Below are 14,064 nucleotides of genomic sequence, written 5' to 3'. Positions count from 1 at the left end.
ATTCAAAAATTAACGCTTAGTGATTATAATTAAGTCTTTTCAACATAAAAACATCTAGAAATACTTTTTTATGTAGTTTAATAAAATTCACTCTCATTAAACTTCAATATTAAAAAAACTGATAATTTGCATATTGGAATTATATAACTATAACAAAAACGTGTAAAGTATATTTTTGATAACTTCACACGTTTTTGAATATTTTTAATATTTTTTTATTTTATAAAAGCCCGAATGACGCGACTAAAAACCCGTGAAAGCCGATTCTCCCACGGATTAAAGTTTTACTTTATTTTAAATTTCCCGCTTTTAAGTCTTGATGCCAATTTTTCAGGAAAGGAATATCCTGTTCCTGAATTGCAGATGCTTCTTTTGCTGCGTCGATTAAGTAGTCGAAATTTGTCAATGAAACAAATTTAACGCCAGCTTCATTAAACACCTGATCCGCTTTAGGCAAATTATATGTATATACACATACGACACCTAACACTTCGCATCCTGCATTGCGTAATGCTTCAACGGCTGTAATGGACGAACCTCCTGTTGAGATAATATCCTCAATGACAACGACCTTTTGACCTTTTGCATATTTACCTTCAATCTGGTTTCCACGCCCGTGCTCTTTCGCTTTTGAACGCACATATACCATCGGCAACTGCATAATATCCGCAACCCATGCAGCATGGGGAATTCCAGCTGTAGCTGTTCCTGCCACTACTTCACAGTCTGAAAAATGCTCCTTGATTAATGATGACAGTCCATTGGCAAGCTGTTTTCGAATAACTGGATCCGAAATTGTTAAACGTGTATCACAATAAATCGGTGACTTAATTCCTGAAGCCCATGTAAATAAATCGGTTGGATTTAATTCCACCGCTCCTACTTTCAGCATTGCATGGGCAATTTCATTTTGTAATGTCATTTTAGTTAGCCTCCCATAAGTTACAAACTTCTTGATATGCTTTTACCGGATTGACGGCACCTGTAATGGCACGGCCTACAACAATCAGTGATGAGCCGTCCTTTTTCGCTCCATCAGGGGTTGCGATACGCTGCTGATCATGCGCTTCCCCACCAAGCATACGAATACCCGGTGTCACCCGTAAAAAGTCATCTCCGCATGCTTCACGGATTGCCTTTGCCTCATGAACAGAGCAGACTACGCCCTGGAGGCCCGCTTGATTTGTCAGCTGTGCATAGTGTAAAACGGATTCTTTTAAAGATAGGGCAATTTTCTGCTCATCTTGCATTTGCTGTTCTGTCGTCGACGTCAGTTGTGTGACAGCAATTAATGCAGCTCTTTTAGCTCCGGCTGGTGTACCGGCCTCCAAACCTTCCAATGCACCTTCCATCATCTTAAGGCCACCTGCTGCATGCACATTCACTAAATCCACACCAAGCCCTGCTAAACCCTTCATCGCCGATTTCACCGTGTTCGGGATGTCATGAAGCTTTAAATCTAAAAATATATCATGTCCTTGATCTTTTACTTTACGTACAATACTAGGGCCTTCCTGCATATACAGTTCCATTCCGATTTTAACGAAAAGTTTCTCTTCGAATTGCCCTAAAAAGCCCATAACTTCTTTTTCACCGGGGAAATCTAATGCAATAATAGGTTTTGTATTCATATTAACGGTGGCTCCTTCCGATAAGTTCAGATATATGGTTCACATTTAACGTGTCCAGCAAGTCCGGTAATTCTTCAATAATGGTCGGGCATACGAAATGATCTACAAAGTTTGCTGTCCCGACTGCTACAGCCGATGCACCGGCAGACATGAAGTCGATTACATCCTGTGCACACGTAACCCCGCCCATACCGATAATGGGAATGTTCACCGCTTTATACACGTCATACACCATACGTATAGCTACCGGTTTAATGGCTGGACCTGATAAGCCACCTGTCCCGTTTGCAATGACAGGTTTTCCAGTACGCTCGTCCAAACGCATTCCCACAAGAGTATTAATCATTGTGATGCCGTCCGCTCCACCTGCTTCAACCGCTTTGGCAATGTCTACAATATTTGTCACGTTCGGAGAGAGTTTCACATAGACAGGGACACTTGAAACCGCCTTTACAGCCGCAGTCAACTGTCCAGCTGTTTCCGGATCTGTCCCGAATTGAATTCCGCCGCACTTTACATTCGGACAAGAAATATTCAATTCTAACGCTTTCACATTAGTGGCCTTTGAAATACGCTCTGCCACTTCCACATAATCCGCAACTTCCGTGCCGGCAACATTGGCAATAACCGGAACATCATAGCCTTCCAAAAACTTCAGCTCTTCTGCCATTACCTTTTCAATCCCCGGATTTTGCAGGCCGATCGCATTTAGCATTCCGGCCGATGTTTCGGCAACACGCGGTGTCGGATTTCCTTTACGCGTTTCCACCGTTGTTGCTTTGATCATGATGGCCCCAAGCTTTGATAAGTCATAAAGCTGGGCGTATTCGCGTCCAAAGCCAAAGCAGCCTGACGCGGGCATAATCGGGTTTTTCAATTCCAAACCTGGCAATTGCAAGTTTAAACGGCTCATAGTGCCACAACTCCTTTCGGGAAAACTGGCCCGTCCGAGCACACTTTCACATAATCTTTTCCGTATCCTTCAGTCGTATCGCATACACACGCAAAGCATGCTCCGATACCACAGCCCATCCGTTCCTCAAAAGATAAGTACCCTTCTTTTTCCGGGTAATAGCCTTCCAAAGCACGAAGCATCGGCAATGGCCCACATGAATAAAACAGATCGAATTCAGGCTTCACTTCATCAAATACTGTTGTAACAAACCCTTTCGTTCCTTTCGACCCGTCAACTGTTGCATAATACGTATCGCCCAGAGCATTGAACTGTTCCTCGTAGAAGCATACATCCTCTGATTGGAAACCTAGAACATGAATTGTTTTCACGCCGCGCGCATTCAGTTGTTTCGCTAATTCATGAAGTGGCGGTACACCAATTCCTCCTCCAACTAAAAGCGCTGTCTGGCCTGGTTTTGCCGCTTCAACAGGAAACCCGTTCCCTAACGGACCTAAAACATCCACGATTTCATTTTCACGGTTTGTTGCCAGAAATTTTGTACCACGACCTTCAGCACGGTAAATCATCGTAAATTCATTTTTTTCCTTATCTACATTGGCAATACTGATTGGTCGACGCAACAACGGTTCGAATGTATTAGACACCTTTACATGAACAAACTGGCCAGGCGACATGTCCTGAACCAGTTGTCCTTGTAGTGTCAATTCGAAAATGTTTGTCGCAATTTGCTTTTGTGCTACAACTGTCATTTTCTCTTGACGAATCATTTTAGTGTACAACCTCCGCTTTCGGCATTTCTTCTGCTGTAAATGTCATTGACTCAATTACACGCAGCATTGCTTCTGCTGTATCCAGTGAAGTTAGGCATGGTACGCCGTTTTCAACTGATTCACGACGAATACGGAAGCCGTCGCGTGCAGGCTGTTTCCCTTTTGTTAATGTATTGACAACTAATTGGGCTTCACCGTTTTGAATCATGTCAATCAATGTTTTGCCTTTACCGCCGATTTTTTCAACAACGTCTGTCTTAATACCATTTGCTTCAAATGTTTTTGCTGTACCTTCTGTTGCAACGATACGGTAGCCGACCGTTGAGAAGCGTTTCGCCAGGCTGATCGCTTCCTGCTTATCTTTATCCGATACAGTGAACAGGATGGTACCATGTGTTTTAATTTCCATACCCGCTGCTACGAAGCCTTTATATAATGCTTTTTCGTATGTTGCATCTTTCCCCATTACTTCCCCTGTTGATTTCATTTCAGGTCCTAATGTGATGTCGACACGGCGTAATTTCGCGAATGAGAATACCGGTACTTTTACGAATACACCTTGCTGTTCTTTTGCAAGTCCAGTTGGGTAGCCTTGTTCAATGATCGATTGACCAAGAATCGCTTTTGTTGCGATATTTGCCATTGGAATGTTTGTAATTTTACTTAAAAACGGTACTGTACGGCTTGAGCGCGGATTTACTTCGATAACGTAAATTTCACCTTCGCTCATTACATATTGGATATTCATTAAACCGACAATGCCAAGACCTTTTGCAAGGCGAGTCGTATAGTCTACTAATGTTTCTTTCTGAGCATACGTTAACTTTTGTGGTGGATATACACTGATCGAGTCACCTGAGTGTACCCCAGCGCGTTCAATATGCTCCATGATTCCCGGAATCAACACATTCTCCCCGTCACAGATGGCATCGACTTCAATTTCCTGTCCTGTTAAATAACGGTCCACCAATACAGGGTGATCCGGTGATGCTTCTACCGCATTTTCCATATAGTGAGCAAGCTCTTCCATGTTATAAACAATTTCCATTGCACGTCCGCCTAGTACATATGATGGGCGAACTAATACAGGGAATCCTAAACCTTCTGCAATTTTCATCGCACCTTCAGCAGATGTGGCTGTATCGCCAGGAGGCTGCGGAATTTTCAGTTCTTGTAATGCCGCTTCAAATTTATTACGGTTTTCCGCACGGTCAATGTCTTCAAGAGTTGTTCCTAAAATTTTCACGCCGTTCGCTTCCAGCTTATCCGCTAGATTGATCGCTGTTTGCCCGCCGAACTGTACAACTACACCGATCGGCTGTTCCAGATCGATAATGTGCATTACATCTTCAATTGTTAATGGCTCGAAGTATAATTTATCCGAAATCGAGAAGTCAGTCGAAACCGTTTCTGGATTCGAGTTAATGATGATCGCTTCATAGCCCGCTTCTTGAATCGCCCATACAGAGTGAACTGTTGCGTAGTCGAACTCTACCCCTTGACCGATACGGATCGGACCTGAGCCAAGTACGACAACAGATGGTTTGTCAGTGCGGATGGACTCGTTTTCCTCCTCGTATGTTCCGTAGAAGTATGGTGTATTCGATTCGAATTCTGCAGCACATGTATCAACCATTTTATATACTGGAATAATACCATGCTCTTTACGGAATTCATAAACCGCCTGCTCTTTCATTTCCCAAAGCTGTGCAATTTTTTTATCCGCAAAGCCTAGACGTTTCGCTGTACGTAAAATCTCTTTATTGCCTTTGTTTTCTGCCAATGTCGTTTCCATATCCACAATCTTTTTCAGCTTTGTTAAGAAGAACAGATCAATTGCAGACCATTCATGGATTTTTTCTACTGTTACGCCTCGGCGCAATGCTTCACCGATAAAGAACAGACGCTCATCCCCTGCTTTTTTAATACGCTTTTCAATCCATGAATCGGTTAGATCTTCCGCATGTTTCATTTCAATATGCACATGGCCCGTTTCCAATGAACGAACTGCCTTTAAGATCGCTTCTTCAAATGTACGACCAAGTGCCATTACTTCCCCAGTCGCTTTCATTTGTGTACCTAGGTTACGTTTTGCCGATTCGAACTTATCAAATGGCCAGCGTGGAATTTTAGCGACAATGTAGTCCAGTGCCGGCTCGAAGCATGCGAATGTTGAACCTGTAACAGGGTTTTTAATTTCATCCAGTGTAAGACCTACTGCAATTTTTGCTGCTAGCTTCGCGATTGGATAGCCTGTCGCTTTTGATGCTAATGCAGATGAACGTGATACACGCGGGTTTACTTCAATTACATAGTACTGGAATGAGTAAGGATCTAATGCCAGCTGAACGTTACAGCCACCTTCGATTTTCAGTGCGCGAATAATATCGAGTGAAATGTTACGCAGCATTTGGTTTTCACGATCCGATAATGTTTGTGTTGGTGCTACAACGATCGAGTCACCTGTGTGAATTCCTACCGGGTCAAAGTTTTCCATATTACATACAACGATTGCATTATCCGCCGCATCACGCATTACTTCGTATTCAATCTCTTTAAAGCCTGCGATTGATTTTTCCAGTAAACATTGTGTTACAGGCGAGTATTTTAAACCAGATGTTACAATTTCCTGTAAGTCCTGATCGTTATAGCAAATTCCGCCGCCAGTTCCGCCAAGCGTAAATGCCGGACGGACGATTACCGGATAACCGATTTTTGCAACGAACGCTTTTGCTTCTTCCATATTATGAATAATATCTGATTCCGGAACCGGTGCTCCTAGTTCATACATTAAGTTACGGAACAAGTCACGGTCCTCGGCTTTATGAATCGCATCCAGTTTCGTACCTAAGATTTCGATTCCCAGTTCATCTAATATGCCGGATTCATCTAGTTCGATTGCCATATTTAATCCTGTTTGACCACCTAATGTAGAAAGAATGGCATCCGGACGCTCTTTACGTAAAATACGTGATACAAATTCAAGGCTGATTGGCTCGATGTATACTTTATCTGCGATTTCAGTATCCGTCATAATTGTTGCCGGGTTCGAGTTGATTAAAATAACTTTATAACCCTCTTCTTTTAATGATAGACAAGCTTGTGTCCCTGCATAGTCAAATTCCGCTGCTTGACCGATTACAATCGGACCTGAGCCGATTACTAAAATTGTATTTATATCTGTACGTTTAGGCATATTGGTTCTCCTTTGCTGCTTCGATTTCCATCATTTCGATAAATTCATCAAATAGGTAGTTTGAATCTTCAGGACCTGGTGATGCTTCCGGGTGATACTGCACAGTGAAGATCGGATATTTCTTATGACGTACCCCTTCACATGTTCCATCATTTAAAGCGACATGCGTTAACTCCAGATCCGTGTCTTTTAATGACTCGATATCAATTGCATAGCCATGGTTTTGGCTCGTTAAATCCGTACGACCCGTACGCAGATTTTTTACCGGGTGATTTCCGCCTCGGTGACCGAATGGCAATTTGAACGATTTCGCGCCACAAGCTAGTGAAAACAGCTGATGCCCTAGACAAATACCGAAGATTGGCACTTTTCCGATTAGTCCTTTAATCGTTTCAATTCCTTCTGTTACATCTTCCGGGTTCCCTGGACCATTTGAAAGCATGATACCATCCGGATGCATTGCTAAAATTTGTTCGGCAGTTGTATTGTAAGGTACGACAAGTACATCACAGTCACGTTTGTTCAGTTCGCGTAAAATGCCGTGTTTCATTCCAAAATCAATCAGCACAACACGTTTTCCGCGTCCTGGTGAAGGGTATGCCGCTTTTGGCGATACTTCGCGGACATGATGTGTAATATAAGGTGTTTCCTGTAATTGAGCGACGATTTGTGTGATATCCACTTCAGCGTCTGCTTCCGTTAAGATTGCGCGTACAGCCCCTTTTGTACGAATAATGCGCGTTAACTTTCTTGTATCGATTCCCTCAATGCCAGGGATATTTTGTGATGCCAAGTAATCCCCTAAAGACATATCCGAGCGCCAGTTTGATGGCTGCTCTGCCAATTCGCGTACGACAAAACCGCGGATTGCAGGAGTAATCGCTTCAAAGTCATCACGGTTGATGCCGTAATTTCCAACTAACGGGTATGTTAATGTAACAATTTGCCCGTAAAATGACGGATCTGAAATTGTTTCCTGATAGCCTGTCATCCCTGTTGTAAATACAACTTCTCCTTGACTTGCTTTGTCGCTTCCAAATGCAGTGCCTGTAAATACAGTGCCATCTTCTAAAATTAATAAACGCTTTTTCATTATTCTGCCTCCTGATATACAATATTGCCTTCAAACATCGTTACTACCGGCCATCCTTTTGCTGTCCATCCGTTAAATGGTGTATTGCGTCCTTTAGAAACAAAACCATCTGCATCGATTGCCTGTTCTTTATCCAAATCAATTAGTACAAGATCTGCTGATGCGCCTACTTCCAATGTTCCGTATGGAAGATCGAAAATTTGGGCTGCTTTTACACTCATCCAGTCGACTAATTGTTTTAATGTCCATTTTCCTGTCGCTACAAAATTTGTATACAACAATGGGAATGCTGTTTCAAAACCGACGATTCCAAATGGTGCCCCAACCATACCGCAGCATTTTTCCTCTTCTGTATGCGGTGCATGGTCTGTCGCGATACAGTCGATCGTACCGTCCAAAAGTGCTGCATGCAGTGAATCTTTATCGTCTGCAGCTCGTAATGGAGGATTCATCTTCCAGTTCGCATCATCTGATGGAATGTCCATTTCTTCTAATAATAAGTGGTGAGGACAAACTTCCGCAGTCACTTTAATACCTGCCGCTTTCGCATCTCTTACAGCACGTACGGATTCTTTCGTCGATACGTGGCAAACATGGTAGCGTGCACCGGCCGCTTCTGCGAGCAGTACATCACGAGCGATCTGTACTGATTCGCAAATTGAAGGAATTCCTGGTAATCCAAGTTCTTTATTTCGTTTACCTTCATGCATAACCCCATCGTAAATAAGTGAATTATCTTCACAGTGTGCAACAACTACCGCATCGATTTTTGCTGCCTGCTGCATTTGCTCATACATAGTCGACGCTAACTGAATTCCGATCCCGTCATCCGAGAAAGCGACTGCACCTTGTTCTTTTAACTCTTGCATATTTGTGCGAACTTCACCTGAAATGTCTTTCGTTAATGAACCGTATGGTAAAACCCGAATTACTGCGCTTTCTTTAATCAAACCGTTAATGAGCTGCATATTTTCCACCGAATCCGGTACCGGCTTCGTATTTGGCATCGCACATATTGTTGTAAAACCGCCTTTTGCTGCAGATGCTGAACCTGTTGCAATCGTTTCTTTATGTTCAAAGCCAGGCTCACGTAAATGTGTATGTACATCGACAAAACCTGGTGATGCGAAATAGCCTTTACCGTCAATCAGTTTAGCGCCAGTTGGAATGTCTCCATTAATCGAAGCGATTTTGCCGTTTTCTATTACAATAGTAGATACTACTAATTCGCCTTCCTTATTGAGTAGTTTCACATTTTGTATAACTGTTGTCATATTGATCTCTTCCTTTCAAAATCGTTTCTAAAATGGCCATTCGAGTAAATACACCGTTTCGCACTTGTTCAAAAATGCGGGAACGACTGCATTCAACAAGGGCATCCGCAATTTCCACATCACGGTTCACCGGTGCCGGGTGCATAATGATAGCTCGCTCTTTCATCCGCTGTTCACGTTCAATTGTTAAGCCGTATTCTGCATGGTAGCTTTCTTTTGAAAAGTTCTTGCTTACGGAATGACGTTCATGCTGGATGCGCAGCAGCATGATGACATCGCTGTCTTCAAGTACTTCATCCCAGCTATGTGCCGCTTCAAAATTTCCTGCCCATGCCGGCGGACAAAGGAATCGGACATTCGCCCCTAAACGAGTAAGTGCTGTCGCATTTGATTTTGCGACACGGCTATGTGAAATATCTCCGACGATTGTAATATTCAAATCTTCAAATCGCCCGAACTCTTTCTGGATCGTATATAAATCCAGCAATGACTGTGAAGGATGCTGGCCAGCGCCGTCTCCTGCATTGATGACTGCACACCCGATTCCTTCTAAAAGCTCGTTATAATATTCATCTTCCTTATCCCGAATTACGACCGCATCAATGCCGATCATTTCCAATGTTTTGACTGTGTCGTACAGTGTTTCTCCTTTTGTTGTGCTGGAGAATTCAGCATCAAACGGAATTACTGTACACCCTAGTCGACGCTCCGCCATTTCAAAGCTCGTTTTTGTACGTGTACTTGGCTCAAAGAAAAGGTTTGCTACATGAAAGTCACGTGGTAACACAGGTTTTTCTCCATCTTCGAAATGCTGTGCTCGATTTAAAATCATCATTATTTCTTCATTTGACAAATGTTCCATCGATAATAAGTTTTTCATGTGAGTACCTCCGCTTATGTCAATTACGCCCCGGCGCAAATGCTAGCTTGATATTATTTTATTACATTATGAATATTTAATCTACTTTTTGTTTAAATATACAATATCTCGTCATAAATAAGCCTCGCTATGATCATTAGCGAGGCTTGGAGGGTGTGACAAGGTAAGGCATCATCCTTTTCGGTGATCCTTTTATGCATGTCATACCCTTCCTTGCCTCTCTGGACAATCTTTAAAAGGTATTATTTTATTCTTCTGTTTCGTAAATATCTTTTTCTGTTACTTCACGGCCCGGCAATACAAGGTTCAAGATGACACCGATAATCGATGCTAATGCCATGCCTTCAATCGCAAAGCTTTCTGTAAAGCGCATTGCTGCTCCGCCGATTCCGACTACCAGTATGACAGATGCAATAACCATGTTCCGGTTATTTCCGAAGTCCACTTTACTTTCCACTAACATACGTAAACCGCTTGCTGCGATAATCCCGAATAACAGGATTGAAATACCGCCAAGTACCGCTGTCGGAATCGTTTCAATCAGTGCCATCAGCTGACCTGAAAACGATACGATGATGGCAACGACTGCTGCTCCCATGATTACATACACTGAATATACACGTGTGATTGCTAGAACCCCGATGTTTTCGCCATATGTAGTTTTTGGCGGACCACCGATCAGTGCTGAAGCAAATGTTCCAAGACCATCACCTAACAGCGAACGATGTAAGCCCGGATCTTTAATATAGTTGCGGTTTACAACTTTTCCTAACACTAGCTGGTGACCGATATGTTCTGAAATCGTCACAATGACGATCGGCACCATCCCGATAAAGATAGCTCCAGTAAGTTGGAACTCATAATCTACACCAGGGATTAAGAAGTCCGGCAAAGCGAAGAACTTCGCATTTTTTACTGCCGTGAAGTCAACGATTCCGACGATGACTGAATATATATAGCCGACTACAATTCCCATAAGAATCGGCATTGCACTTAAAATGTTTTTAAAGAATACAGTGAAAATAATCGCCGTCGCTAATGTTACTAATGCTGCCGAGAAATGAAGGCCGCTATATTCCCCGTTCACATTCATCGCCATATCTACTGCCGTGCCTGACAAGCCTAATCCGATTACGATGATTACCGGTGCAACAACGATTGGCGGTAAAATATTCATCAGCCATTTGTAGCCTGTTTTCCAAATTAATAATGCTACGATTGCGTATACAACCCCGACCATCATTGCCCCGATCATTGCATTTCCCGGGTTGATGGAAACTCCTGCTTCCGTCATTCCTGCTACTAAGATAATAGGAGAGATGAAGGCGAACGATGAACCTAAGTAAGCCGGTACTTTAAACTGTGTAATGAACAAAAAGATGATTGTGGCGATTCCGCTTGTTAAAAGTGCTATCGCTGGGCTCAGCCCGACTAATTTTGGTACTAAAATTGTTGATCCGAACATGGCAAACATATGCTGGAAACTAAATGTAATCAGCTGCCCTGCTGTAGGTTTTTCATGAATATCCAATACTGCTTTCGTCATGATGTTCTCTCCCTGTGTTCACTTATTCCTCAAATTTATGAATTGTTACGATATCTTCTTTGTCTGTTTCTACAAGATTGACGACAATACGTTCAGCACTTGATGTCGGAATATTTTTCCCTACATAATCTGCACGGATCGGCAATTCGCGGTGGCCCCGGTCAACGAGAACCCCAAGCTGAATTTGTGCCGGTCTGCCTAAGTCCATAATGGCATCGAGTGCTGCACGAACTGTTCTTCCTGTATAAAGAACGTCATCGATCAGCACGACTTTCTGATCCTTTACTTGGTGCTCAATATCGACTTGCTTTACTTGTGCCTGATCGTGCTTAGGAGATAAATCATCACGGTACAATGTAATGTCAAGCTCTCCTGTCCGAATCGCTTTCCCTTCAATCGTTTCGATTCTTTCTGCTAGGCGTCTTGCCAAATAGGCGCCGCGTGTTTTAATCCCGACTAAAATCACTTCGTCAATGCCTTTGTTGCGTTCAATAATTTCGTGTGCGATTCTTGTAATCGCGCGGTTCATCGATGGTCCATCAAGTAATACTGTAAAATTTTCCATGTTTTTTGCTCCTTTCGTTTTTTCCGTGTTCACAGGGTATGATCAATGTAAGTTTCAAACAAAAAACCCTCTAGAAAGTTCTAGAGGGTTTGAAAAGTCATGTTGAAAAACTGCACACGGGTATTTTTGCGCACAAAAATTCCGTTGCTTCACATTATCCCTTCTCAGCCTCTCTGGACTGCCATTAAAGGTGAACAATATTCAGATTGATTTGTTTTGCTGTGACTACCTGCTTGCTCTCGTCAAGTTCTGTAGCTCACTGTTGTCAGTATAGGCTTGATTATTTTATAAGTCAACTGACTTAGTGAAGGTCAGACAACTGAAAATTGATGTTTGAATAGTTTGAATTTTATTTCGATTGTGAGCATGGTGGGAATTTTCTAATAAGTGTGCTGAATGTTCTAATATATTCCGAAATCTTCTAACAAAAGTTTGATCTTCTAATATAATGGCCGATTGTTCAAATAAGTATTCGTGATCTTCTAATAAAGCTTCCCAATGTGCTAATATCCCCGCAACTTTTTCTAATATCCCACTCAAATGTTCTAATAAAATTATTGTCAAGCTGTCAGAACACCTCTCCAGTCAGAAAATTCATCACTAACCGAAACCATTTCCACCCGTTTTCTAATAAAAGCTCCAAAACTTCTAATATCCCCGCAACTTCTTCTAATATCCCCTTCAAATGTTCTAATAAAATCACTCCAAGTAACCTGAATGCCCTAAACTCCTGAAACAAAAAACCGCCCCCAAAAAGGTGACGGCCATTCGCGATTACCCGCGTAATTCTTCTAATAACTGTTTGAAATCTTCCGGTAGTGGTGATTCAAACTCTAAATATTTTTTCGTTACAGGGTGGATAAAGCCTAAAACACCTGCATGTAAAACTTGTCCGCCGAAATCGATTGTTTTTCTTGGACCATATTTCGGATCGCCTGCCAATGGGAAACCAATATAGTTCATGTGCACACGAATTTGGTGGGTACGGCCTGTTTCAAGACGGCACTCCACTAAAGTAAAGTCACCAAAACGCTCGATTACTTGGAAATGTGTAACCGCATGCTTGCCTTTATCGACAACGGCCTGCTTTTGACGGTCTTTCTGGTCACGGCCGATCGGTGCATCAATTGTGCCTTTTTCATGCGCAATATGACCATGTACTAAAGCCGTATACTTACGTGTTACCGACTTCTCAACAAGCTGATTAACAAGACTTTCATGGGCAACATCATTTTTTGCTACCATTAATAAACCGGACGTATCTTTATCAATACGGTGTACAATCCCTGGACGTGCTACACCGTTAATGCCTGATAAGTCTTTGCAGTGATGCATTAAACCATTTACTAATGTGCCTGAAGTATGGCCTGGAGCCGGGTGAACGACCATTCCACGCGGTTTATTCACGACTAATACGTCGGCATCTTCATAAACGATTTCCAAATTTAAATCTTCTGGAACGATTTCCAAATCTTCCACTTCAGGAACCGTTACTTCAATAACGTCCCCTTGTTTTACTTTATATTTTGCTTTTACGGCTGCACCGTTCACTAAAATACGCTCTTCATCCAGCCAGTTACCAATTTGCGAACGTGACCAAGATTCTTCCATTTGTGAAAGTGCCTTATCGATACGTTCTCCTGCAAATTCTTCTATTGTTAATGTGACTACTGTCATTATTTCACCTTTTTCTTATCCTTTTTTTCTTCTAGTATGATCGTAATGAAAAGCATTACAACAGCAATTGTTAAAGCTGCGTCTGCAATATTAAAGATCGGGAAATGATAGTTGATTACCGGTATAAAAACATCGACAAAATCAACTACTTCTCCTCGGAATAAACGGTCAATAAAGTTACCGACCGCACCACCTAATAACAACATTAAACTTACATGAAATAGTGGCTTACCCTTTGCTTCTGTATGATTAAAATAAATAATTGCGATAATGACAGCAACTGTTACGAGTGAGAACAACCACATTTGTCCTTCCAGCATGCCCCATGCCGCACCACGATTACGATGCGATAAGATGCCAAACCAAGGATCCCAAACACTGATGCGTTCCCCTAATTCCATATTTTTAACAATGAGCCACTTTGTCCATTGATCCAAAATGACTGCAATTATTGCGATTCCGTAATATTTATACACAGCAGATCCTCCGTTTACGATATATCTTACCTATTTTAAC

At 42.2% G+C, this 14,064-nt stretch carries 13 protein-coding genes; all 13 read right to left on the bottom strand.

What is annotated here, in order from left to right; translation table 11 throughout:
- Positions 1-289 precede the first annotated feature (289 nt).
- The 13 genes from pyrE to lspA all read right to left on the bottom strand — a co-directional run bounded on the left by pyrE (position 290) and on the right by lspA (position 14,024).
- Positions 290-922, bottom strand: a complete 633-nt coding sequence (gene pyrE / locus MKY27_RS04420) for an orotate phosphoribosyltransferase (protein ID WP_339198062.1) — start codon at positions 920-922, stop codon at positions 290-292.
- A gap of 1 nt (position 923) precedes the next feature.
- On the bottom strand, positions 924-1,631 hold the full coding sequence (gene pyrF, locus MKY27_RS04415) for an orotidine-5'-phosphate decarboxylase (protein WP_339198059.1): 708 nt from the start codon (positions 1,629-1,631) through the stop codon (positions 924-926).
- Position 1,632: 1 nt separating this feature from the next.
- Positions 1,633-2,544: a dihydroorotate dehydrogenase gene (locus MKY27_RS04410; RefSeq protein WP_339198056.1), complete on the bottom strand. Its 912-nt coding sequence runs from the start codon at positions 2,542-2,544 to the stop codon at positions 1,633-1,635.
- Entirely contained in the window at positions 2,541-3,314 is a 774-nt protein-coding gene (locus MKY27_RS04405; protein ID WP_339175481.1) for a dihydroorotate dehydrogenase electron transfer subunit, read from the bottom strand. The genes MKY27_RS04410 and MKY27_RS04405 overlap by 4 nt, the downstream gene beginning before the upstream one ends.
- A gap of 1 nt (position 3,315) precedes the next feature.
- On the bottom strand, positions 3,316-6,513 hold the full coding sequence (gene carB / locus MKY27_RS04400; RefSeq protein WP_339198054.1) for a carbamoyl-phosphate synthase large subunit: 3,198 nt from the start codon (positions 6,511-6,513) through the stop codon (positions 3,316-3,318).
- Complete coding sequence (locus MKY27_RS04395; protein ID WP_339175479.1) at positions 6,506-7,606, bottom strand: carbamoyl phosphate synthase small subunit; 1,101 nt, start codon at positions 7,604-7,606, stop codon at positions 6,506-6,508. Before MKY27_RS04395 ends, carB begins: the two co-directional genes overlap by 8 nt.
- Complete coding sequence (locus tag MKY27_RS04390; RefSeq protein WP_339198051.1) at positions 7,606-8,880, bottom strand: dihydroorotase; 1,275 nt, start codon at positions 8,878-8,880, stop codon at positions 7,606-7,608. The genes MKY27_RS04395 and MKY27_RS04390 overlap by 1 nt, the downstream gene beginning before the upstream one ends.
- On the bottom strand, positions 8,843-9,760 hold the full coding sequence (locus MKY27_RS04385) for an aspartate carbamoyltransferase catalytic subunit (RefSeq protein ID WP_339198049.1): 918 nt from the start codon (positions 9,758-9,760) through the stop codon (positions 8,843-8,845). The genes MKY27_RS04390 and MKY27_RS04385 overlap by 38 nt, the downstream gene beginning before the upstream one ends.
- A 247-nt stretch (positions 9,761-10,007) precedes the next feature.
- Complete coding sequence (locus MKY27_RS04380; protein ID WP_339198046.1) at positions 10,008-11,306, bottom strand: solute carrier family 23 protein; 1,299 nt, start codon at positions 11,304-11,306, stop codon at positions 10,008-10,010.
- Between the two features lie 22 nt (positions 11,307-11,328).
- Entirely contained in the window at positions 11,329-11,871 is a 543-nt protein-coding gene (pyrR, locus tag MKY27_RS04375; protein WP_339198044.1) for a bifunctional pyr operon transcriptional regulator/uracil phosphoribosyltransferase PyrR, read from the bottom strand.
- A gap of 285 nt (positions 11,872-12,156) precedes the next feature.
- Positions 12,157-12,435 carry a hypothetical protein gene (locus MKY27_RS04370; RefSeq protein ID WP_339198040.1) on the bottom strand — a complete coding sequence of 93 codons (279 nt, stop codon included), beginning with the start codon at positions 12,433-12,435 and terminating at the stop codon, positions 12,157-12,159.
- A 210-nt stretch (positions 12,436-12,645) separates the two neighbouring features.
- Entirely contained in the window at positions 12,646-13,548 is a 903-nt protein-coding gene (locus MKY27_RS04365; protein ID WP_339198037.1) for an RluA family pseudouridine synthase, read from the bottom strand.
- Entirely contained in the window at positions 13,548-14,024 is a 477-nt protein-coding gene (lspA, locus tag MKY27_RS04360) for a signal peptidase II (protein WP_079525056.1), read from the bottom strand. Before lspA ends, MKY27_RS04365 begins: the two co-directional genes overlap by 1 nt.
- Positions 14,025-14,064 lie beyond the last annotated feature (40 nt).

Source organism: Solibacillus sp. FSL R5-0449 (assembly GCF_037975215.1).
Lineage (GTDB): Bacteria > Bacillota > Bacilli > Bacillales_A > Planococcaceae > Solibacillus.
This window is presented reverse-complemented; position numbering and strand designations above follow the sequence as displayed.